This is a genomic window from Citrobacter sp. RHBSTW-00859 (assembly GCF_013729795.1).
Taxonomy (GTDB): Bacteria; Pseudomonadota; Gammaproteobacteria; order Enterobacterales; family Enterobacteriaceae; genus Citrobacter; species Citrobacter braakii.
On record NZ_CP056284.1, the window covers coordinates 290,016 to 312,703 of the forward strand.

The window sequence follows — 22,688 nt, forward strand, 5'->3', positions numbered from 1 at the left end:
GGGTAATGACTCCAACTTACTGATAGTGTTTTATGTTCAGATAATGCCCGATGACCTTGTCATGCAGCTCCACCGATTTTGAGAACGACAGTGACTTCCGTCCCAGCCTTGCCAGATGTTGTCTCAGATTCAGGTTATGTCGCTCAATGCGCTGAGTGTAACGCTTGCTGATTACGTGCAGCTTTCCCTTCAGGCGGGATTCATACAGCGGCCAGCCATCCGTCATCCATACCACGACCTCAAAGGCCGACAGCAGGCTCAGAAGACGCTCCAGTGTGGCCAGAGTGCGTTCACCGAAGACGTGCGCCACAACCGTCCTCCGTATCCTGTCATACGCGTAAAACAGCCAGCGCTGACGTGATTTAGCACCGACGTAGCCCCACTGTTCGTCCATTTCCGCGCAGACGATGACGTCACTGCCCGGCTGTATGCGCGAGGTTACCGACTGCGGCCTGAGTTTTTTAAGTGACGTAAAATCGTGTTGAGGCCAACGCCCATAATGCGGGCGGTTGCCCGGCATCCAACGCCATTCATGGCCATATCAATGATTTTCTGGTGCGTACCGGGTTGAGAAGCGGTGTAAGTGAACTGCAGTTGCCATGTTTTACGGCAGTGAGAGCAGAGATAGCGCTGATGTCCGGCAGTGCTTTTGCCGTTACGCACCACCCCGTCAGTAGCTGAACAGGAGGGACAGCTGATAGAAACAGAAGCCACTGGAGCACCTCAAAAACACCATCATACACTAAATCAGTAAGTTGGCAGCATCACCGCATCAGCGAATCTGAACCGTTCAATACTTTAAAATTTTTGTGTTTTGAAATCTCAAGGTACTGTTTTTGTACTTCAAATTTGCCACTGCTATCTTTGATTGCCACGATATTATCGATATCAGCCAGGCGATTCGCTGTTTCGTATTCAATACTTAGGCCCGTTTGCCCTGGGAGATTGTATAGAATAATAGGTGCTGCTGTGCTGGCCGCAATATCATAGTAATGTTTATATAAATCTTCCTGATTAGGCACCAGATAGTAGGGGGTTACAACTGAAATGTAATCTGCGCCAGCATCAACGAGTCGTTGAGTCAGAGCAATAGTTTGCTGTGTGCTACAGCAACCGGCACCGGCGCAAATAGTTACGTCATTACCCACTTCATCAACAACTGCTTTGGTGAGTTCTACTTTTTCATCATCTGATAACAGATGAAATTCACCGTTGGTGCCACAAATAAATAATCCATGAACACCATTATTGACTAACCAGCGAGCTATCTTTCTTGCTGCCGGGATATCCATTTTTTCCGTTTCATCAAAAGGTGTCACCATCGCAGTAATAATTCCCTTAAGTTCTTTCATTATCTTTTCTCCAGTTCGTTGGTAACATTTTTAATCGAGATTTGAATTGTGTTAAGATCTGCTTCCTGAGTAAACGAAGCCGCATGTGGCGTGATCAAGTAATTCATGAGTTGTTTTGTTGCTTCTTTTCGTTCTTTAAGTTCAATATCTTCACTAGCAAAAGAAATTTTATGAGTAATTAAAGCATTGTATAAACTATCTTCATCAATCAAACCGCCTCGTGCAGTATTTATTAAAATTGCGGAAGGTTTCATTTTTTCGAATGCGTGCTGATCAATCATGTGCCTGGTACTATCTAATAAAGGCAAATGAAGCGAGATAACATCACTGAGCTGATACACCTCATCTAACTCTTTAAAGTTTATATACGGAAAAATCTGACTCTGATTGATATAAGGGTCGTATGCAATGATCTCCATACCCATAGCGTTAGCGATGTGGGCTACATGTTTGCCAATAGCACCAAGGCCAATCAGCCCTAATGTCTTTTTATGTAACTCAGTACCCACCAATCTTACATCATTACTACATTTAGCCTGTTGTTCGATTTCAACATACTTTCTGGCACTGGATAGCATCATTAGAATAGCCATTTCTGCTACCGATACAGAATTGGCGTTGAGTGCTTTATGCACCACAATATTTCTGCTGTTCGCATACTCAACGTTTATATTATCTAAACCAACACCATATTTTGAGATTACTTTTAGTTTTTTTGCACAATCTATAACGTCTTGATCTAAAGGGTCGTTGCCTGTAATAATAGCATCGGCATCTTTAATTTTTACCATCAACTCTTCTTTACTAAAACGTCCGCCGCTCGTATTACATTCGACGATATAACCTGCTGCCTGTAATTCATCCAGATATTTTTGCCCCTTACTAAGAAAGGGCCTTGGCGTTATAAGTATTTTTTTCATATTACAATAAACCGAAGAATGAAAAAATAAGACTTAAAGAGAGGATTGCTACCAGTATTCGGGTAATGACTCCAACTTACTGATAGTGTTTTATGTTCAGATAATGCCCGATGACCTTGTCATGCAGCTCCACCGATTTTGAGAACGACAGTGACTTCCGTCCCAGCCTTGCCAGATGTTGTCTCAGATTCAGGTTATGTCGCTCAATGCGCTGAGTGTAACGCTTGCTGATTACGTGCAGCTTTCCCTTCAGGCGGGATTCATACAGCGGCCAGCCATCCGTCATCCATACCACGACCTCAAAGGCCGACAGCAGGCTCAGAAGACGCTCCAGTGTGGCCAGAGTGCGTTCACCGAAGACGTGCGCCACAACCGTCCTCCGTATCCTGTCATACGCGTAAAACAGCCAGCGCTGACGTGATTTAGCACCGACGTAGCCCCACTGTTCGTCCATTTCCGCGCAGACGATGACGTCACTGCCCGGCTGTATGCGCGAGGTTACCGACTGCGGCCTGAGTTTTTTAAGTGACGTAAAATCGTGTTGAGGCCAACGCCCATAATGCGGGCGGTTGCCCGGCATCCAACGCCATTCATGGCCATATCAATGATTTTCTGGTGCGTACCGGGTTGAGAAGCGGTGTAAGTGAACTGCAGTTGCCATGTTTTACGGCAGTGAGAGCAGAGATAGCGCTGATGTCCGGCAGTGCTTTTGCCGTTACGCACCACCCCGTCAGTAGCTGAACAGGAGGGACAGCTGATAGAAACAGAAGCCACTGGAGCACCTCAAAAACACCATCATACACTAAATCAGTAAGTTGGCAGCATCACCAGCATGGCAAGGTTTACGCCGCTAATACAATGAATAGGGTATTCTCTGGAGAGAACCGTCGCTACATTTGATGGTGTTCCACCATATATATCGGTAAGAATAACGGTTTTAATATTGGGTCTGAGTATTTTCCTTATTTGCTCCATTAACGTTTCTGGTGACATCCCGATGATCAGAGAAATAGCCGTTGTATTTTTCGTTTTGCCAACAATCATTTCACTACTGTTTAATAACTCTTTACCTGCGTCACCATGTGTTAATATGATGATATCATAGAGATTCAATGGTTATCTTCCTTATATATATAATCCATATGTTTGATTTATATTTTGTATGTAACAGACTCCATTCTTGAGAGTGGTTTCTGTTCTTTGAATATATATTGTTTTATGGATTTTTAAACGTTACCAAGATCACATATTGAATGTATTGACTAATATGGCTATTTCTAGCGGATGCATATAACGCATAACAAAATAATATAATATTTGGCTTTTATAAATAATACTGTCATTTATATATATTCAACAATACATCTTAATTAAGATTATATTTTATATCGATGATATAAGGTCATATTATGGAGATGAAATTGATATTTATAGTTTTGTCACCTATATGTTATGTCATCGCAAAAATTCACGTTTCAAATCCATAAAAATGGGGTATGTTTTAGCAGAGTATGCTGAAAATGCACGGTCAGCATGCCTAAATATCAATGTCTTATACTTGGTGTGACGCCAATATCAGAATAATGTGCTAAATAACAACATCACAACAAATGCAACAACCATAACAATGAGGAACCTCAGGATGAAAATGAAGGGTAAAGCGTTACTGGCAGGATGTATTGCACTCGCATTCAGCAACATGGCATTAGCAGAAGATATAAAAATTGCTGTTGTGGGGGCGATGTCTGGCCCGGTAGCACAATATGGCGATCAGGAATTTACCGGCGCAGAGCAGGCAATTGCGGATATCAATGCCAAGGGCGGCGTGAAAGGTGACAAACTGGTCATGGTGAAATATGACGATGCCTGTGACCCGAAACAAGCGGTAGCGGTTGCGAACAAAGTGGTCAACGACGGGATTAAATACGTAATCGGTCACCTGTGCTCTTCTTCCACTCAGCCTGCGTCAGACATCTATGAAGACGAAGGCATTCTGATGATCACTCCAGCGGCAACGGCACCGGAGCTGACCGCGCGCGGCTATAGCCTGGTAATGCGTACCACGGGTCTGGATTCCGATCAGGGCCCAACGGCCGCCAAATATATCGTTGAAAAAGTGAAGCCGCAGCGCATCGCGATTATTCATGATAAGCAGCAGTACGGTGAAGGCCTGGCCCGCGCGGTGCAGGATGGCCTGAAAAAGGGTAACGCCAACGTGGTGTTCTTTGACGGGATCACCGCCGGGGAAAAAGATTTTTCTACGCTGGTAGCGCGTTTGAAGAAAGAGAATATCGATTTCGTTTACTACGGCGGTTACCACCCGGAAATGGGGCAAATCCTGCGCCAGGCACGCGCCGCGGGTCTGAAAACCCAGTTTATGGGGCCAGAAGGTGTAGCGAACGTGTCGCTGTCTAACATAGCCGGTGAATCTGCAGAAGGCTTACTGGTAACGAAACCGAAGAACTACGACCAGGTTCCGGCGAACAAACCCATCGTAGATGCTATCAAAGCCAAGAAACAGGATCCGAGCGGCGCATTCGTATGGACCACCTACGCCGCGCTGCAATCTTTGCAGGCCGGTCTGAACCAGTCTGACGATCCCGCTGAAATTGCCAAGTATCTGAAAGCAAACTCGGTGGAAACCGTGATGGGGCCGCTGTCATGGGATGCGAAGGGCGACCTGAAAGGCTTCGAATTCGGCGTGTTTGACTGGCATGCAAACGGGACGGCGACAGACGCCAAGTGATTTTCCCGGCGCCTTTCGTGCCGCAGGTGTGTTGGCTGCGTTATTCAACCCCGGTCACTTACTTATGTAAGCTCCGGGGATTTTATAACTTGCCGCCTGCCTGCAACACAAAATTCTTGGGAAAATACTCGTAATACAATTGGTTGGGGGCGGTTTTCTACCGTTTCTCCCAGCCATTCTCCTGGGCCGTAAACCCTAACACCTGCATAAATGCGGCCATCACGCTGCGGTCTTCAACGCCAACGTCGGCCATCCACCACGAACTCACGTCAGGGTTTTCCCGGATCACTTCTTCGATCAAATACTGCCCGACGCCGCGACGGCGGGTGATATCGCGCACGCGCAATGAATCCAGTGCGCCTTGTGTGCCGCTCAGGGTTACCCGCACGGCACCTAACAGACGCTCGTTAAAGCGTGCGGCGTAGATCCGGTGCGTTTCATCTACGCTTAATGATGAGGCGGAATATTCCGGCCAGATTTTGCCCAGATCAATCAGGTCCTGGTCGCTAAAGTTATCTAAACGAACGATGGTCAGCTTCATTAACAGCATGTCCAAATCACAAAAGATGGAATCAGTGTACCGAAATAATTCGCCCGGATGCTTTCTCTTTTTAATGCGATTAACCAGGTTAATAGTTTTGTAACAACGACAATGACAGATTGAAACAGTAGAGATTGAAAAACAGGCAGGATAATACCCTGGAATGCAGCATTTTATTCCGCTCATTATGCCGTTATTTTATGCTGACAAATGCACTTTTTTTTGTTTATCTATAGTGAAAAGCAGAATATTATCTTTTCTTAATCGACTGAAAAATAGAGATTTTAGCCGTAATTTGCTTAAAAAACTGCGCTAAACCATTAACGAGACTGGTAAAAATAGTACAGTTCAAAAAAAGCACAGTCTGCTTTTTAACCACATAAATACAAAATATATACATCATCACGAATGGGGATTCAGGAAAATGAAACGGAATGCGAAAACAATCATCGCAGGGGTGATAGCACTGGCAATGTCACACGCGGTCATGGCGGAGGATATCAAGGTCGCTGTTGTCGGGGCGATGTCAGGTCCGGTCGCGCAGTGGGGTGATATGGAATTTAATGGCGCACGTCAGGCCATTAAAGATATCAATGCCAAAGGCGGGGTCAAAGGCGACAAACTGGTTGCCGTCGAATATGACGACGCCTGCGATCCGAAACAGGCCGTTGCGGTAGCGAACAAAATCGTCAATGACGGCATTCAGTACGTCATTGGTCATCTGTGCTCATCTTCCACGCAGCCCGCATCAGATATCTATGAAGACGAAGGCATTCTGATGATTTCCCCGGGCGCGACCAACCCGGAACTGACCCAGCGCGGTTACGCTCACATTATGCGTACAGCGGGCCTGGACTCCTCTCAGGGGCCGACCGCCGCGAAATACATTCTGGAGAAGGTGAAGCCGCAACGCATCGCCATCATTCACGATAAACAGCAATACGGTGAAGGCCTGGCGCGTTCAGTGCAGGAGAGCCTGAAAGCGGGCAAAGCCAATATCGTCTTCTTTGACGGGATCACTGCCGGGGAAAAAGATTTTTCTGCGCTGATCGCCCGCCTGAAAAAAGAAAATATCGATTTTGTTTATTACGGCGGCTACTACCCGGAAATGGGACAAATGCTGCGCCAGGCTCGCTCCGTCGGGCTGAATACCCAGTTTATGGGGCCTGAGGGCGTGGGCAATACGTCGCTGTCTAACATTGCCGGTGATGCCGCTGAAGGCATGTTGGTGACCATGCCAAAACGCTATGACCAGGATCCGGCGAATAAAGCTATCGTCGATGCGCTCAAAGCTGACAAGAAAGATCCAACCGGGCCGTACGTGTGGATCACTTATGCAGCCGTCCAGTCACTGGCGACAGCAATGGATCGCAGCGGTAGCAAAGAGCCGTTGGAGCTGGTGAAAGATCTGAAAGCACACGGGGCTGACACCGTGATTGGGCCGCTGAAATGGGACGAAAAAGGCGATTTGAAGGGATTTGAGTTTGGTGTCTTCCAGTGGCACGCGGACGGATCATCGACCGTCGCGAAGTAATAGCTGAAGACGAGTTATCCCACCGCCCGTGTAAAACGGGCGGGTTAAGAAAGGTTACCTTATGTCCGAGCAGTTCCTCTATTTCTTGCAGCAGATGTTTAACGGCGTCACGCTGGGAAGCACCTACGCGCTGATCGCTATCGGTTACACGATGGTGTACGGCATTATCGGCATGATCAACTTCGCCCACGGCGAGGTGTATATGATCGGCAGCTATGTCTCCTTTATGATCATCGCAGCGCTAATGATGATGGGTATTGATTCCAGCTGGCTACTGGTCGCGGCGGGCTTTGTCGGCGCGATTGTGATTGCCAGCGCCTACGGCTGGAGCATTGAACGCGTAGCGTATCGGCCCGTGCGCAGCTCTAAGCGCCTGATCGCGCTGATTTCCGCTATCGGGATGTCCATCTTCCTGCAAAACTACGTCAGCCTGACGGAAGGTTCGCGCGATGTGGCGCTGCCCAGCCTGTTTAACGGCCAGTGGACCGTCGGCAGTAGCGAAAACTTCTCTGCTTCCATCACCACCATGCAGTTGGTTATCTGGATTGTAACCTTCCTGGCGATGCTGGCGCTGACGCTGTTTATCCGTTACTCCCGTATGGGCCGTGCCTGCCGTGCCTGCGCGGAAGACCTGAAAATGGCCAGCCTGCTCGGCATAAATACCGATCGCGTGATTGCACTGACCTTTGTGATTGGCGCGGCAATGGCGGCGGTAGCGGGCGTACTGCTCGGCCAGTTCTACGGCGTAATTAACCCCTATATCGGCTTTATGGCCGGGATGAAAGCCTTTACCGCGGCGGTACTGGGCGGCATCGGCAGTATTCCTGGGGCGATGATCGGCGGCCTGATTCTGGGTGTCGCGGAAGCGCTCTCCTCTGCTTATCTGAGTACCGAATACAAAGACGTGGTTTCATTCGCGCTGCTGATTCTGGTGCTGCTGGTGATGCCGACCGGTATTCTGGGTCGCCCGGAGGTAGAGAAAGTATGAAACCGATGCATTTTGCAATGGCGCTGCTCTCTGCCGCTATGTTCTTCATCCTGGCGGGCGTCTTTATGGGCGTCCAGTTGGAGCTTGACGGCACCAAACTGGTGGTGGATACCGCCGCGGATATCCGCTGGCAGTGGGTGTTTATCGGCACTGGCGTGGTCTTTCTCTTCCAACTGTTGCGTCCAGCTTTCCAGAAGGGCCTGAAGAGTGTCTCCGGACCGAAGTTTATTCTGCCGGCGATTGATGGCTCCACCGTTAAACAGAAGCTGTTCCTGGTCGCGCTGCTGGTGATTGCCGTGGCGTGGCCGTTTATGGTGTCGCGCGGTACGGTTGATATTGCCACGCTGACGATGATTTATATCATCCTCGGCCTCGGTTTAAACGTGGTGGTGGGGCTTTCCGGTCTGCTGGTGCTGGGTTACGGCGGCTTCTATGCCATCGGTGCTTACACCTTCGCGCTGCTGAACCACTATTACGGACTCGGCTTCTGGACCTGTCTGCCGCTGGCGGGGCTGGTTTCCGCTGCTGCGGGCTTTATGCTCGGCTTCCCGGTACTGCGCCTGCGCGGTGACTATCTGGCGATTGTGACTTTAGGCTTCGGCGAAATCGTCCGTATCCTGCTGCTCAACAACACCGAAGTGACCGGTGGTCCGAACGGTATCAGCCAGATCCCGAAACCGACCTTTTTCGGTCTGGAGTTCAGCCGTACAGCCCGTGAAGGTGGCTGGGATACCTTCAGCAACTTCTTTAACGTGAAGTACGATCCCTCTGACCGCGTGATTTTCCTTTATCTGGTGGCGCTGCTGCTGGTGGTCTTCTCGCTGTTTGTCATCAACCGTCTGCTGCGTATGCCGTTGGGTCGTGCGTGGGAAGCGCTGCGCGAAGATGAAATAGCCTGTCGCTCGTTGGGCTTAAACCCTACGCGCATCAAGCTGACCGCTTTTACCATCAGCGCCGCGTTTGCCGGTTTTGCCGGTACGTTGTTTGCCGCGCGTCAGGGTTTTGTCAGCCCGGAATCCTTCACCTTTGCCGAGTCGGCCTTTGTGCTGGCGATTGTGGTACTGGGCGGAATGGGCTCACAGTTCGCAGTGATCCTCGCGGCCATCCTGCTGGTGGTGTCACGCGAGCTGATGCGTGATTTCAATGAATACAGCATGTTAATGCTGGGTGGTTTAATGGTACTGATGATGATCTGGCGTCCGCAGGGCTTGTTGCCGATGACCCGTCCGCAGTTGAAGCTGAAAAACGGGGAAGCAAAAGGAGAGCAGGCATGAGTCAGCCATTATTATCCGTCAACGGCCTGATGATGCGCTTCGGCGGTCTGCTGGCGGTAAACAACGTTGAACTGGAGCTGAGACCACAGGAGATCGTCTCGTTAATCGGGCCAAACGGCGCGGGAAAAACCACGGTCTTTAACTGCCTGACCGGTTTTTATAAGCCGACGGGTGGGACGATTAAGCTGCGCGACCAGCATCTGGAAGGGCTGCCGGGTCAGCAAATTGCGCGGATGGGTGTGGTGCGTACTTTCCAGCACGTGCGTCTGTTTCGCGAGATGACGGTGATTGAAAACCTGCTGGTGGCGCAACATCAGCAGCTGAAAACCGGCGTCTTCTCCGGCCTGTTGAAAACCCCGTCGTTCCGTCGCGCGCAGAGTGAAGCGTTGGAGTGCGCCGCCACTTGGCTGGAGCGTATTGGTTTGCTGGAGCACGCCAACCGTCAGGCCAGTAACCTGGCCTACGGCGACCAGCGCCGTCTGGAGATTGCACGTTGCATGGTGACCCAGCCGGAAATCCTGATGCTCGACGAACCCGCCGCAGGCCTCAACCCGAAAGAGACCAAAGAGCTGGACGAGCTGATTGCTGAACTGCGTAACCATCACAACACCACCATTTTGTTGATTGAGCACGACATGAAGCTGGTGATGGGTATTTCCGACCGTATTTACGTGGTGAATCAGGGCACGCCGCTGGCGAACGGGACGCCGGAACAGATTCGTAACAACCCGGACGTGATCCGCGCCTATTTAGGTGAAGCATAATGGTGGTGACGCATAATATGGAAAAAGTCATGTTGTCCTTTGACAAAGTCAGCGCCCACTACGGCAAGATACAGGCGCTGCACGACGTCAGCTTGTATATCAATCAGGGTGAAATCGTGACGCTTATCGGCGCCAACGGCGCGGGAAAAACCACGCTGCTTGGTACGCTGTGCGGCGATCCGCGAGCGACAAGTGGGCGAATTGTCTTTGATGGGAAAGACATTACCGACTGGCAGACGGCGAAAATCATGCGCGAAGCGGTAGCGATTGTTCCGGAAGGGCGTCGCGTGTTTTCCCGCATGACGGTGGAAGAGAACCTGGCGATGGGCGGCTTCTTTGCCGAAAAGGACCAGTTTCAGGAACGCATCAAGTGGGTGTATGACCTGTTTCCCCGCCTGCATGAACGTCGAATTCAGCGTGCGGGCACGATGTCCGGCGGTGAACAGCAGATGCTGGCGATAGGCCGTGCGCTGATGAGTCAGCCGCGGCTGCTGCTGCTTGATGAGCCGTCGCTGGGTCTGGCGCCGATTATCATCCAGCAGATCTTCAACACCATCGAACAACTGCGCGAGCAGGGGATGACAATCTTCCTCGTCGAACAGAACGCTAACCAGGCCCTGAAGCTCGCCGATCGCGGCTACGTGCTGGAAAATGGTCATGTGGTGCTGGAAGACACCGGTGATGCGTTACTGGCTAACGAAGCAGTGCGCAGCGCGTATCTGGGCGGTTAACATTCTATGAATGGACAAGGGGGCCTGATATGGCCCCTTTTTATTGCTCTATGTTATTATTGAGAATAGTTATCAATAATAAAAGTGAACATGGAGAAAGGATGATACGTTCCGGTATCTGCATGATGATTGGCGGTTTGTTTTTGACGCTTTCATCAAATACCCTGGCCTTAACACCGCCAGCGTTCGACCCGCGCGACCCTTCAATCTGGGAAGAGAAACCGGACAACTCGTTAGCGCAGTCCAGCTCGCCCTGTGAAGTGTTCACCTCCTCTGTCTGCCCGGGCTGGGAAGATGAGAAATCGGATATTCAGCGCGAACGTGAGCGGCGGGAACAGCAGCGTTTACAGAATGAATATGAACGACGCTGGCGTAAAGATTAATGTTCTTTGCTGGCTGCAACAGATAACGTCATCCTGGCCGGGTAAGACATAGCGCTACCCGGCTTTGTTGTGCACCACCCCGCATTTTCCTGTCACTACGCTTTCACCGCCTTGCCATCTGTTTGTCGCCTTACTATCTTTTTTTTGTAATAAAAAAGTTATTTTTCTGTCATTCGAGCATGTCATGTTACCCCCGCGAGCATAAAACGCGTGATATCGCGCATCCGGCACAACAAGAGAGATAACCGATGATATCGTTACGACATACAGCTTTAGGACTGGCACTTAGCCTGGCGTTTGCAGGTCAGGCTCTGGCCGTCACCACTATCCCGTTCTGGCACTCAATGGAAGGTGAACTGGGTAAAGAAGTTGATTCACTGGCGCAACGTTTTAATGCCGCCAATCCCGACTACAAAATTGTTCCGCAGTACAAAGGCAACTACGAGCAGAGCCTGAGCGCAGGTATTGCGGCTTTCCGTACCGGAAACGCACCTGCGCTATTGCAGGTTTATGAAGTGGGCACGGCAACGATGATGGCCTCGAAAGCCATTAAACCGGTCTATGAAGTATTCAAAGAGGCTGGTATTAACTTCGATGAGTCTCAGTTCGTGCCGACGGTTTCCGGTTATTACACCGACTCTAAAAGCGGACACTTACTCTCCCAGCCGTTTAACAGCTCCACGCCGGTGCTGTACTACAACAAAGATGCCTTCAAAAAAGCCGGTTTAGACCCTGAGCAGCCGCCAAAAACCTGGCAGGATCTGGCGGAATACACCGCGAAGCTGAAAGCAGCAGGCATGAAGTGCGGTTACGCCAGCGGCTGGCAGGGATGGATTCAGATTGAAAACTTCAGCGCCTGGAATGGTCTGCCGGTGGCCACCAAAAACAACGGCTTTGACGGTACTGACGCGGTGCTGGAATTCAATAAACCGGAACAGGTGAAACATATCGCCCTGCTGGAAGAGTTGAACAAAAAAGGGGATTTCAGCTACTTCGGGCGTAAAGACGAGTCTACCGAGAAGTTCTATAACGGGGATTGTGCCATTACCACCGCCTCTTCCGGTTCTCTGGCTGACATCCGCCACTACGCCAAATTCAACTATGGCGTCGGCATGATGCCGTACGATGCCGATGTGAAGGGCGCGCCGCAGAACGCGATTATCGGGGGAGCCAGCCTGTGGGTGATGCAGGGTAAAGACAAAGCAACCTACGAAGGCGTGGCGCAGTTCCTCAACTTCCTGGCGAAACCTGAAATTTCTGCTGAATGGCATCAGAAGACCGGCTACCTGCCCATTACCACCGCCGCGTACGACTTGACCCGCGAGCAGGGCTTCTATGATAAGAACCCTGGGGCTGATATCGCCACCCGCCAGATGCTGAACAAGCCACCGTTGCCGTTCACCAAAGGGTTGCGTCTGGGCAACATGCCGCAGATCCGCACCATCGTAGATGAAGAACTGGAAAGCGTCTGGACCGGGAAGAAAACCCCGCAGCAGGCGCTGGATGCAGCCGTTGAGCGTGGCAATCAGTTACTGCGCCGCTTTGAGCAATCGACTAAATCGTAATGTGAAATGCCGGGTGGCGGCTGCGACTTACCCGGCCTACAAATGCGTGTAGTTTGTAGGCCGGATACGGTGTGTGCACCGCAATCTGGCACCTTCCAGGAAAAGAACCTACATGTCTTCATCCCGTCCGGTGTTCCGCTCGCGCTGGCTTCCCTATTTGCTGGTGGCCCCGCAGTTGGTTATCACCGTTATTTTCTTTATCTGGCCCGCCGGTGAAGCGCTGTGGTATTCACTACAATCCGTTGATCCGTTTGGTCTTTCTAGCCAGTTTGTCGGACTGGAAAACTTTATCGCGCTGTTTCATGACCCGTACTACCTTGATTCATTCTGGACCACCATTAAGTTCAGTACGTTAGTCACGGTAAGCGGTTTGCTGGCGTCGTTATTTTTTGCGGCGCTGGTGAATTACGTGGTACGCGGTAGCCGTTTTTACCAGACGCTGATGCTGTTGCCTTACGCCGTCGCGCCCGCCGTCGCCGCCGTATTGTGGATCTTCCTGTTTAACCCAGGGCGCGGGCTGATTACCCATTTTCTCGGTGAGTTTGGCTATGACTGGAACCATGCGCAAAACAGCGGTCAGGCGATGTTTCTGGTGGTGTTTGCGTCGGTCTGGAAGCAGATTAGTTACAACTTCCTGTTCTTCTTTGCCGCACTACAGTCTATTCCGCGGTCGCTGATTGAAGCCGCCGCGATTGATGGTGCGGGACCGGTTCGCCGCTTCTTTAAGCTGGCGCTGCCGCTGATTGCACCGGTCAGCTTCTTTCTGCTGGTGGTGAATCTGGTTTATGCCTTCTTTGATACCTTCCCGGTGATCGATGCCGCCACGGCGGGTGGGCCGGTACAGGCGACCACTACGTTGATTTATAAGATCTATCGCGAAGGCTTTGTCGGGCTGGATCTCTCCACCTCGGCCGCCCAATCGGTAGTGCTGATGTTCCTGGTCATTATTTTGACGGTGGTGCAGTTCCGCTATGTGGAAAGTAAGGTGCGTTACCAATGATTGAGAATCGTCGTGGGCTGACAATATTCAGCCATGCAATGTTGATTATGGGGATCATGGTGATCCTGTTTCCGCTGTACGTCGCGTTTGTCGCGGCGACGCTGGATAACAAAGCAGTCTTTGAAACGCCGATGACGCTGATTCCCGGCACACAGCTGCTGGAAAACATGAAATACATCTGGGTCAACGGCGTGGGCGTTAACAGCGCGCCGTTCTGGCTGATGATGCTCAACAGTTTCATCATGGCGTTCAGTATTACAGTAGGGAAAATCACCGTCTCTATGCTCTCCGCATTCGCCATCGTCTGGTTCCGCTTTCCACTGCGTAACCTGTTCTTCTGGATGATTTTTATCACGCTGATGCTGCCGGTCGAGGTGCGTATTTTCCCGACGGTGGAAGTGATCGCCAACCTGAAAATGCTCGACAGCTATGCGGGTCTGACGCTGCCGTTAATGGCATCGGCGACTGCGACGTTCCTGTTCCGGCAGTTTTTTATGACCCTGCCGGATGAGCTGGTTGAGGCGGCGCGTATTGACGGCGCGTCACCGATGCGTTTTTTCCGCGATATTGTACTACCGCTGTCAAAAACCAATCTGGCGGCGCTGTTTGTGATCACCTTTATCTACGGCTGGAACCAGTATCTGTGGCCGTTGTTAATTATTACCGATGTCAATTTGGGCACTGCGGTGGCAGGTATCAAAGGCATGATTGCTACTGGTGAAGGCACCACGCAGTGGAATCAGGTAATGGCAGCCATGCTGCTGACGCTCATCCCTCCGGTAATCATCGTGTTAGCCATGCAGCGTGCCTTCGTACGTGGCCTGGTCGATAGTGAGAAATAAAAATGGCTGGTTTAAAACTACAGGCAGTAACCAAAAGCTGGGACGGCAAAACCCAGGTGATTAAACCGCTGACACTGGATGTCGCGGACGGAGAATTTATCGTGATGGTTGGCCCATCCGGCTGCGGTAAGTCAACGCTGCTACGGATGGTGGCCGGGCTTGAACGGGTGAGCGGCGGCGATATCTGGATTGATAATAAACGCGTCACCGAAATGGAGCCTAAGGATCGCGGCATTGCGATGGTCTTTCAGAACTACGCGCTCTACCCACATATGAGCGTGGAAGAAAATATGGCCTGGGGGCTGAAAATCCGCGGGATGGGCAAGGAGCATATTGCCGAACGGGTGAAAGAGGCGGCGCGTATTCTCGAGCTGGGTGAACTGCTCAAGCGTCGTCCGCGCGAGCTTTCCGGCGGTCAGCGCCAGCGTGTGGCGATGGGGCGGGCGATTGTCCGTGACCCAGCGGTATTCCTGTTTGATGAGCCTCTGTCTAACCTCGATGCCAAGCTGCGCGTACAGATGCGTCTGGAGTTACAACATCTGCATCGCCGACTGAAAACCACCTCACTGTATGTGACGCACGATCAGGTTGAAGCGATGACCCTCGCCCAGCGGGTGATGGTGATGAACAAAGGCATTGCCGAGCAGATCGGTACGCCGGTTGAGGTATATGAAAAGCCTGCCAGCCGCTTTGTGGCGAGTTTTATCGGCAGCCCGGCGATGAATCTGCTGGACGGGCGCATCAGCGCCTCGGGCACCCATTTTGAGCTGGATGACGGCATGACGTTGCCCCTCGGCAGAAGCGCGAGGGAGTCTGGTGGGCGCAACATGACGTTGGGTATCCGCCCGGAGCATATTGCGCTAAGCTCGCAGGCCGAAGGCGGCGTGCCGTTGGTCGTCGACACGCTGGAAATGCTGGGAGCGGATAACCTGGCACACGGACGTTGGGGTGAGCAAAAGCTGGTGGTGCGACTGGCGCATCAGCATCGCCCGACGGCAGGCAGCACGCTGTGGCTGCATCTGCCAGAAAATCATCTGCATCTTTTTGATGGCGAAACAGGACAACGCGTATGAGTAACTGGCCTTACCCCCATATCGTCGCCCATCGCGGCGGCGGTAAGCTGGCACCGGAAAACACCCTGGCGGCGATCGACATGGGGGCGCGATACGGGCATACCATGATTGAGTTTGACGCTAAATTGTCGAAAGACGGTGAGATCTTCTTGCTGCATGACGACAACCTGGAACGCACCAGCAATGGTTGGGGTGTGGCAGGCGAGCTGAACTGGCAGGATTTATTGCGCGTGGACGCCGGTGGCTGGTTTAGCGGTGAGTTTAAAGGCGAACCGCTACCGCTGCTCTCGCAAGTGGCCGAGCGCTGCCGTCAGCACGGTATGATGGCGAATATTGAAATTAAACCTACCACCGGCACCGGAACGTTAACCGGCAAAGCCGTAGCGCTGGCCGCTCGGGAACTGTGGGCGGGAATGACACCACCGCTGTTGTCATCCTTTGAAATTGACGCGCTTGCAGCGGCGCAGCAGGCGGCGCCTGAACTGCCGAGAGGCTTACTGCTTGATGAGTGGCGCGAGGACTGGCGTGAGCTGACAACGCGGCTTGGCTGCGTCTCTATTCACCTTAATCACAAGCTGCTGGATGAAGCGCGCGTGGATGCGCTGCGCGACGCAGGGCTGCGTATTCTGGTGTATACCGTCAACCGACCCCAGCGCGCGGCGGAACTGCTGCGCTGGGGAGTGGACTGCATCTGTACCGATGCCATTGATACGATTGGTCCGGATTTCCAGCCCTGTTAAGGCCCAATTGTTTTTAACGGAACGTTAGGCTGCGGCGTGCTGGAGGGCTTCAGCATGTCGCCGTTCTTTTTCTCCGACAGCATATGTTGCTTATTCAGCGAGCTGTCCGGGTTACGGGTTCCACTTAACATCCCACCGTTGCTGTTGGGCAGCATTTGCTGCTGGCTGGAATTAAACTCGCCAGGCTGAGACTGAAGGACGCGCTGGGAGTTGGAATTGATTTGGTTTTCCATATGCTGTTGTTGCATACGCGTCTGTGTTTGCAACTGCTGATTGAGCATCCCTTTCTGCTGAATCTGCTGCGATTGCATTTGGGTTTGCATACGCTGCTGGCTCGGGATCTGATAACCGGGTTGATTCGGGTTATTCATGGTGTTGATGGGCTGTGCAAAGCCTGCAAACGGCAACAGCATGGCTAAAAGTAAGAGTCGTTTCATCGCTTTTCTCCTCTCGGGGATCTCTTAAGTTTACTCCTTTCTCGCCGTTACGATGATTATTTCAGAGTTATGCACCAGGCTTAGTGGGGGCTGACCCCCATACATCTGGAGAATAACGATGATAAAACCGACGTTTTTACGCCGGGTAGCCATTGCTGCTCTGCTCTCAGGAAGTTGTTTTAGCGTTGCGGCCGCTCCGGCTGCGCCGCCGCCGGTATCATACGGTGTTGAGGAGGATGTGTTCCATCCCGTGCGTGCGCAGCAGGGGATGGTGGCCTCCGTGGATGCGCTTGCCACTCAGGTGGGGGTGGATATTCTTAAACAGGGTGGGAATGCCGTCGATGCCGCCGTGGCCGTTGGCTACGCGCTGGCGGTGACGCATCCCCAGGCGGGCAATCTGGGCGGTGGCGGTTTTATGCTGCTGCGTACCAAAGATGGTAACACCACAGCGATTGATTTTCGCGAAATGGCCCCTGCTGGCGCGACCCGCGACATGTTCCTTGATGAGCAGGGCAACGCCGATGCGAAAAAGTCGCTGACCTCGCATCTGGCATCCGGTACGCCAGGTACCGTCGCGGGTTTCTCGCTGGCGCTGGAGAAATACGGCACGATGCCGCTGAACAAAGTGGTACGTCCGGCGATGAAGCTAGCGGAAGAGGGCTTTGTGGTTAATGACGCACTGGCCGACGATCTGAAAACCTATGGCAGTGAAGTGCTCCCTAATCACGAGAACAGCAAAGCCATTTTCTGGAAAGACGGCGAGCCACTGAAAAAAGGCGATAAGCTGGTGCAAAAGAACCTGGCGAAAAGCCTGGAAATGATTGCCGAAAGCGGCCCGGATGCGTTTTATAAAGGGGCTATTGCCGATCAGATCGCCGGGGAAATGCAGAAGAACGGTGGGCTGATGACCAAAGAGGACTTAGCCAGCTATAAAGCCGTGGAGCGTACGCCGATTAGCGGTGACTATCGCGGGTATCAGGTCTTCTCCATGCCGCCGCCGTCCTCTGGCGGTATTCACATCGTGCAGATCCTCAATATTCTTGAAAACTTTGATATGAAGAAGTACGGATTTGGCAGCGCCGACGCCATGCAGGTCATGGCTGAAGCGGAGAAATATGCCTACGCTGACCGCTCGGAGTATCTGGGCGATCCCGATTTTGTGAAAGTGCCATGGCAGGCACTGACCAACAAAGCCTATGCTAAAACGCTTGCCGATCAGATTGATATCAACAAGGCTAAGCCTTCCAGCCAGATTAAACCTGGCAAGCTCGCCCCGTATGAAAGCAATCAGACCACTCACTTCTCGGTGGTGGATAAAGACGGCAATGCCGTGGCGGTGACCTATACCCTGAATACCACCTTCGGGACCGGTATTGTGGCGGGTAACACTGGCATTCTGCTCAATAATGAAATGGACGACTTCTCTGCCAAGCCGGGCGTACCGAATGTATACGGTCTGGTAGGCGGCGATGCCAACGCGGTCGGACCGAAGAAGCGTCCGTTGTCATCTATGTCGCCGACTATCGTGGTAAAAGATGGGAAAACCTGGCTGGTTACCGGCAGCCCAGGCGGGAGCCGAATTATCACTACTGTGTTGCAAATGGTGGTCAACAGCATTGATTTCGGGATGAACGTCGCCGAAGCGACCAATGCACCACGCTTCCATCATCAGTGGTTGCCGGACGAGCTTCGCATCGAGAAGGGCTTCAGCCCGGATACAATTAAGCTGCTGGAGCAAAAAGGACAGAAAGTGGCGCTGAAAGAAGCGATGGGCAGCACGCAGAGCATTATGGTTGGACCGGATGGCGCACTGTATGGCGCATCCGACCCGCGTTCCGTGGATGATTTAACGGCGGGTTACTGAGGATAATGGCCCTCTTCGCTGGAAGAGGGCCGGTTTGGAAGGCCCAATGGCAGTTATTATAATTCATTGTCTCCAGGTAACCTTAGCTTCGTGTTGTTTTGCTCTCTTCATAGTCTTGTAAATATTTCTCCAGCGGCCAGGCAGTGCCTAAACCAACGATTTCACCGCTATCTTTTATCGATGATGAATGGCGCATATCGCTGCAGCGATTCAGACCAGCGGAATATTTGGCTGCTTTTATCCTGCAGGTTTACTCGCTCTAAATCATAAAACCCGTGCGTTTTTGCCGAACGCATTTTGAGGATATATTTACTTTCGCTGATGTCGTGCTGTCTTGTACCGTCTTTATTCCACTCTCCGGCGATGTCCGTATATTGATAAACAAGGTCGGAATACACGTTGATTATCCTGTTATCTTTGATCGCATAGAGCTCCAGCACTTCATAAAATGCGCCGCCGCCGGAATACGCCTCAGAGTATCCACCGCGCACCCCAAACGCTAGCGTATCGGGTGCGATCCGGTACGGTGCCAGATCCAGTTTTGTATAATAGGCCAGTGGTCTGACGGACTCATCATCGCTCTCTTTTTCGGCGGTTTTATTCCACTCAGAGAGTTGGTTTAATGGTTTTTCCGAGCGTGCAAGCGGCGTTAGCTGTTGGTTCTGCCAGGAAAAAACGCCGAGATATAATTTATTGGCGCGCCCGTTGCTGTAGTTTTCCGGACAGTTGTTATCCGCGTATTTCTTTGCCTGCCCGGCGTCGGCCGGATTGTCGGCGAAACAGGCGACACCGATATATTTGCCGTCTTTGCCCCAGGCTTTGGCACCCGTGAGGATCAGGTTGTCAGGATCTTCATTCGGCGCAACCCAGGCAATCCACGCGTTCTCAGATAATCCCTGTGGAAGCTCGCCAAATCCTTTGGCTGGGGTTGCTCCCGCCATTTGCTCAGCAAAAATCTGTTTACCTTCCGGGTGTTGAATGGCGCTGGGCACGGAATCGAGATTTTGTACGGTAGTGGCGAAAGCAGGGGAGAGTGCTGCCAGCAACACCAGGAGAAGGTACTTTTTCACTCTTGCGTCCTTTCAATAAGAAGGGCGATAAGACTCGCCCTTACATTTATTTCATACGCGCCATAAAGTAGGCATCAACGTATTCACCATTGCGCAGGCCGTATTTCTTACCTGTGCCTTCGATTTCAAAGCCGTATTTCTTATACACCGCCACGGCCGGCTCATTATCAACAAATACCGTTAGCTCAATACGCTCGACGCGCAGCCAGTTGTCGCACATGTCGATCATCGTGCGAATCAACGCGCTGGCAACGCCGCGATTGTGCCACCGTGCATCCACGCAGATACCAAAATCAGCCACGTGGCTGCGACGCGGGCGTTGCGCGACCTCAATACAGAGATGCCCCACGACGATATCGTCAATACAGGCAACCAGTTGTTTGACCCCGGCTTGCTCGGTTAGCCTCGCTTGCCACATCTCGAGGGAAGGATGAGGAACCTGTAGCGTGTTGTGGTACACCTCCGGCTGGGCGTGGATCTGACGAATTGCGTCGTAATCTTTCGGTTCAGCGTGGCGTATCACTATCTCACTCATTCCTTATCTCCAGCAGGGTTAATTGTGTATTTACACTCGCTGAGAAAGAAAATTCCGTCAACTGCATTTTTTTGCAAAAAGAAGTAGACAAGTGCGAATGAGAATGATTATTATTGCTCTGCGTTCAGGGGAACCCCTACGGAGAACCTGAAAGCACGACATTGCTCACATTGCTTCCAGTATTACTTTAGCCAGCTTTTGCTGGCTTTTTTTTTGAGGTTTTGTGTCTGCCTGGCTTACTTGCCATTTCGTCCCCGGGAAGTGCTCGTGCTCCTCACGTACATTTAGTACGCTCCGGGCCCTGCGCGCTTGCCGTGAACAAACTGCCTGCGACGCCGACGGCCGATCCTGTCGCCCTGTGGTGCAGTTCAAGCGCCATCCGGCAAAGAATCCAACATTCAGTCTCCAGCCGCTTTGCGCTATGGTGTAGACAATCACCTTCGAAAGGATCGTCTCATGACCTTACACTGCGCATTTATTGGTTTTGGTAAAAGCACCACTCGCTACCATTTGCCGTACGTCCTCAACCGCAAAAATAGCTGGCATGTCGCGCACATTTTTCGCCGCCACGCCAAGCCGGAAGAGCAGGCGCCACAATATTCACATATTCACTTCACCAGTGACCTTGACGAGATCTTAAACGATCCGCAGGTGAAGCTGGTGATCGTCTGTACCCATGCTGACAGCCATTTTGAATACGCCAAACGCGCGCTGGAAGCGGGTAAAAACGTGCTGGTTGAGAAACCCTTCACGCCGACGCTTGCGCAAGCAAAAGCACTGTTCGAACTGGCACAAAGCAAAGGGCTGACCGTTACGCCATATCAGAACCGTCGTTTTGATTCCTGCTTCCTCACCGCTAAAAAAGCGATTGAGAGCGGCAAGCTCGGCGAAATTGTTGAGGTTGAAAGCCATTTCGATTACTACCGCCCCGAGGCGGAAACCAAGCCGGGACTGCCGCAGGACGGCGCATTCTATGGTCTGGGCGTACATACCATGGATCAGATTATCTCGCTGTTCGGTCGTCCCGATTGCGTGGCCTATGACATCCGCAGTCTGCGCAACAAAGCGAACCCGGACGATACCTTTGAAGCGCAGCTGTTCTACGGCTCTCTGAAAGCCATTGTTAAAACCAGTCACTTGGTGAAAATCGACTATCCGAAGTTTATCGTTCACGGTACCAAAGGCTCGTTTGTGAAGTACGGCATCGACCAGCAGGAAACCAGTCTGAAGGCCAATATCATGCCAGGTGAGCCAGGTTTCGCTGCTGACGATTCCATTGGGATGCTGGAGTACGTCAATGATGACGGCCTGACGGTAAAAGAAGAGGTGCAGCCGGAAGTGGGGGACTATGGTCGCGTCTATGATGCGCTTTACCAGACGCTGACAGCCGGTACGCCTAATTACGTCAAGGAATCTGAAGTTCTTACCAACCTGGAACTCCTCGAACGCGCTTTTGAACAGGCTTCTCCGGTGACGATAACTCTCGCCAAATAGCCTGCGCAGACTCCTCTGGGCTTGTTCATTTTTTTTGAACAGAGGAGTCAATTTTCACCCTCTATGATCCCCGGTGGATTGAGTCCACACTTACTCCATCGAAAACATCTGGGGGTGAACACAATGATCTACTTACGCAAAGCTAATGACCGTGGCCACGCTAATCATGGCTGGCTCGATTCCTGGCATACCTTCTCTTTTGCCAACTACTATGATCCAAATTTTATGGGGTTCTCGGCACTGCGCGTGATTAACGATGACGTGATCGACGCAGGTCAGGGCTTTGGTACTCATCCCCATAAAGACATGGAAATCCTGACTTACGTGCTGGAAGGCGCGGTGGAACATCAGGACAGCATGGGGAACAAAGAGCAGGTTCCGGCCGGTGAGTTCCAGATAATGAGCGCCGGGACGGGGATCCGTCACTCGGAGTACAACCCGAGCAATACTGAGAAGCTGCATCTGTATCAGATTTGGATCATGCCGCAGGAAAACGGTATTACCCCACGCTATGAGCAGCGCCGTTTTGATGCCGCTCAGGGTAAACAACTGGTGCTGTCGCCGGATGCCCGTGATGGCTCGCTGAAAGTGTACCAGGATATGGAACTGTACCGTTGGGCACTGATCAAAGATGAGCAGTCGGTGCATCAGATTGCCGCTGAACGCCGCGTCTGGATCCAGGTAGTAAAAGGTAACGTGACAATTAACGGGACCAAAGCGACCACCAGCGATGGTCTGGCAATCTGGGATGAGCAGGCCCTTTCTATTCATGCCAACAGCGACAGCGAAGTGTTGTTGTTTGATCTGCCGCCAGTATAAAAATACACGGCATCCT

General features: G+C 51.7%; 23 protein-coding genes and 2 pseudogenes. 15 read left to right on the forward strand and 10 right to left on the reverse strand.

What is annotated here, in order from left to right; genetic code table 11:
- Window positions 1–16: 16 nt before the first annotated feature.
- From HV302_RS01415 to HV302_RS01435, 5 genes are all read right to left on the reverse strand, one after another.
- Window positions 17–714, reverse strand: a protein-coding gene (locus HV302_RS01415; RefSeq protein WP_223429336.1) for an IS1 family transposase whose coding sequence is annotated in 2 segments (ribosomal slippage) — window positions 17–465 and window positions 465–714 — 699 coding nt in all. Because the reading frame shifts where the segments join, the coding sequence is not laid out codon by codon here.
- A gap of 50 nt (window positions 715–764) precedes the next feature.
- Window positions 765–1,352, reverse strand: coding sequence for a dihydrodipicolinate synthase family protein (locus HV302_RS01420; RefSeq protein ID WP_326928746.1), 588 nt, complete (start codon window positions 1,350–1,352; stop codon window positions 765–767).
- Window positions 1,352–2,272 (reverse strand): phosphoglycerate dehydrogenase, encoded by a 921-nt coding sequence (locus tag HV302_RS01425; RefSeq protein ID WP_181626831.1) that lies wholly within the window; start codon window positions 2,270–2,272, stop codon window positions 1,352–1,354. The genes HV302_RS01420 and HV302_RS01425 overlap by 1 nt, the downstream gene beginning before the upstream one ends.
- A 76-nt stretch (window positions 2,273–2,348) precedes the next feature.
- A protein-coding gene (locus tag HV302_RS01430; RefSeq protein ID WP_223429336.1) for an IS1 family transposase occupies window positions 2,349–3,046 on the reverse strand; the annotation gives its coding sequence in 2 pieces (ribosomal slippage) (window positions 2,349–2,797 and window positions 2,797–3,046; 699 coding nt in all).
- Between the two features lie 33 nt (window positions 3,047–3,079).
- Window positions 3,080–3,385 (reverse strand): PTS sugar transporter subunit IIA, encoded by a 306-nt coding sequence (locus HV302_RS01435; RefSeq protein WP_181626832.1) that lies wholly within the window; start codon window positions 3,383–3,385, stop codon window positions 3,080–3,082.
- Window positions 3,386–3,914: 529 nt separating this feature from the next.
- Here HV302_RS01435 and livJ point away from each other — a divergent pair.
- Window positions 3,915–5,018 carry a branched chain amino acid ABC transporter substrate-binding protein LivJ gene (gene livJ / locus HV302_RS01440; protein ID WP_101700395.1) on the forward strand — a complete coding sequence of 368 codons (1,104 nt, stop codon included), beginning with the start codon at window positions 3,915–3,917 and terminating at the stop codon, window positions 5,016–5,018.
- Window positions 5,019–5,175: 157 nt separating this feature from the next.
- Here livJ and panM read toward each other — a convergent pair whose 3' ends face one another.
- Window positions 5,176–5,559 carry an aspartate 1-decarboxylase autocleavage activator PanM gene (gene panM / locus HV302_RS01445; RefSeq protein ID WP_016154837.1) on the reverse strand — a complete coding sequence of 128 codons (384 nt, stop codon included), beginning with the start codon at window positions 5,557–5,559 and terminating at the stop codon, window positions 5,176–5,178.
- A 424-nt stretch (window positions 5,560–5,983) separates the two neighbouring features.
- On the opposite strand from panM, the gene livK reads away from it, so the two are divergent.
- The 11 genes from livK (at window position 5,984) to ugpQ (ending at window position 16,453) form a co-directional block, all read left to right on the forward strand.
- On the forward strand, window positions 5,984–7,093 hold the full coding sequence (gene livK, locus HV302_RS01450; RefSeq protein WP_053389196.1) for a high-affinity branched-chain amino acid ABC transporter substrate-binding protein LivK: 1,110 nt from the start codon (window positions 5,984–5,986) through the stop codon (window positions 7,091–7,093).
- A 61-nt stretch (window positions 7,094–7,154) separates the two neighbouring features.
- The gene (gene livH / locus HV302_RS01455) at window positions 7,155–8,081 is read left to right on the forward strand and encodes a high-affinity branched-chain amino acid ABC transporter permease LivH (RefSeq protein WP_003023435.1); all 927 of its coding nucleotides are present in this window, start codon (window positions 7,155–7,157) and stop codon (window positions 8,079–8,081) included.
- Window positions 8,078–9,355: a branched chain amino acid ABC transporter permease LivM gene (gene livM, locus HV302_RS01460; protein ID WP_016154835.1), complete on the forward strand. Its 1,278-nt coding sequence runs from the start codon at window positions 8,078–8,080 to the stop codon at window positions 9,353–9,355. The genes livH and livM overlap by 4 nt, the downstream gene beginning before the upstream one ends.
- The gene (gene livG / locus HV302_RS01465; RefSeq protein WP_181626833.1) at window positions 9,352–10,119 is read left to right on the forward strand and encodes a high-affinity branched-chain amino acid ABC transporter ATP-binding protein LivG; all 768 of its coding nucleotides are present in this window, start codon (window positions 9,352–9,354) and stop codon (window positions 10,117–10,119) included. Before livM ends, livG begins: the two co-directional genes overlap by 4 nt.
- 17 nt (window positions 10,120–10,136) lie before the next feature.
- Complete coding sequence (gene livF, locus HV302_RS01470) at window positions 10,137–10,850, forward strand: high-affinity branched-chain amino acid ABC transporter ATP-binding protein LivF (RefSeq protein WP_085951092.1); 714 nt, start codon at window positions 10,137–10,139, stop codon at window positions 10,848–10,850.
- A 101-nt stretch (window positions 10,851–10,951) separates the two neighbouring features.
- Window positions 10,952–11,233, forward strand: a complete 282-nt coding sequence (locus HV302_RS01475) for a hypothetical protein (protein WP_095715580.1) — start codon at window positions 10,952–10,954, stop codon at window positions 11,231–11,233.
- A 248-nt stretch (window positions 11,234–11,481) separates the two neighbouring features.
- The gene (ugpB, locus tag HV302_RS01480; RefSeq protein ID WP_181626834.1) at window positions 11,482–12,798 is read left to right on the forward strand and encodes a sn-glycerol-3-phosphate ABC transporter substrate-binding protein UgpB; all 1,317 of its coding nucleotides are present in this window, start codon (window positions 11,482–11,484) and stop codon (window positions 12,796–12,798) included.
- A gap of 112 nt (window positions 12,799–12,910) precedes the next feature.
- Entirely contained in the window at window positions 12,911–13,798 is an 888-nt protein-coding gene (ugpA, locus tag HV302_RS01485) for a sn-glycerol-3-phosphate ABC transporter permease UgpA (protein ID WP_181626835.1), read from the forward strand.
- Window positions 13,795–14,640, forward strand: coding sequence for a sn-glycerol-3-phosphate ABC transporter permease UgpE (gene ugpE, locus HV302_RS01490; protein ID WP_047358180.1), 846 nt, complete (start codon window positions 13,795–13,797; stop codon window positions 14,638–14,640). The genes ugpA and ugpE overlap by 4 nt, the downstream gene beginning before the upstream one ends.
- Before the next feature lie 2 nt (window positions 14,641–14,642).
- Entirely contained in the window at window positions 14,643–15,713 is a 1,071-nt protein-coding gene (locus HV302_RS01495; protein ID WP_016154829.1) for a sn-glycerol-3-phosphate import ATP-binding protein UgpC, read from the forward strand.
- Entirely contained in the window at window positions 15,710–16,453 is a 744-nt protein-coding gene (ugpQ, locus tag HV302_RS01500; RefSeq protein WP_019078127.1) for a glycerophosphodiester phosphodiesterase, read from the forward strand. The genes HV302_RS01495 and ugpQ overlap by 4 nt, the downstream gene beginning before the upstream one ends.
- On the opposite strand, the gene HV302_RS01505 is transcribed toward ugpQ, so the two are convergent.
- Complete coding sequence (locus HV302_RS01505; RefSeq protein ID WP_016157658.1) at window positions 16,450–16,890, reverse strand: DUF2756 family protein; 441 nt, start codon at window positions 16,888–16,890, stop codon at window positions 16,450–16,452. The two genes, ugpQ and HV302_RS01505, sit on opposite strands and share 4 nt — an antisense overlap.
- A 118-nt stretch (window positions 16,891–17,008) precedes the next feature.
- On the opposite strand from HV302_RS01505, the gene ggt reads away from it, so the two are divergent.
- Window positions 17,009–18,754 carry a gamma-glutamyltransferase gene (gene ggt, locus HV302_RS01510; protein ID WP_046274514.1) on the forward strand — a complete coding sequence of 582 codons (1,746 nt, stop codon included), beginning with the start codon at window positions 17,009–17,011 and terminating at the stop codon, window positions 18,752–18,754.
- An 82-nt stretch (window positions 18,755–18,836) separates the two neighbouring features.
- Here the strand turns inward: ggt and HV302_RS28115 are convergent.
- The 3 genes and pseudogenes from HV302_RS28115 to yhhY form a co-directional block, all read right to left on the reverse strand.
- A pseudogene (locus HV302_RS28115) lies at window positions 18,837–18,948 on the reverse strand (hypothetical protein); the annotation flags it as partial.
- Window positions 18,943–19,824 (reverse strand): annotated as a pseudogene (locus HV302_RS01515) (hypothetical protein); the annotation flags it as partial. The pseudogenes HV302_RS28115 and HV302_RS01515, both read right to left, overlap by 6 nt.
- 46 nt (window positions 19,825–19,870) lie before the next feature.
- Window positions 19,871–20,359 (reverse strand): N-acetyltransferase, encoded by a 489-nt coding sequence (gene yhhY / locus HV302_RS01520; RefSeq protein ID WP_016154824.1) that lies wholly within the window; start codon window positions 20,357–20,359, stop codon window positions 19,871–19,873.
- Window positions 20,360–20,815: 456 nt separating this feature from the next.
- Between yhhY and HV302_RS01525 the strand changes: the two genes are divergently transcribed.
- Window positions 20,816–21,853 (forward strand): oxidoreductase, encoded by a 1,038-nt coding sequence (locus HV302_RS01525; RefSeq protein ID WP_181626836.1) that lies wholly within the window; start codon window positions 20,816–20,818, stop codon window positions 21,851–21,853.
- 123 nt (window positions 21,854–21,976) lie between these two features.
- Window positions 21,977–22,672, forward strand: coding sequence for a quercetin 2,3-dioxygenase (gene yhhW / locus HV302_RS01530; protein WP_181626837.1), 696 nt, complete (start codon window positions 21,977–21,979; stop codon window positions 22,670–22,672).
- Window positions 22,673–22,688: the final 16 nt, after the last annotated feature.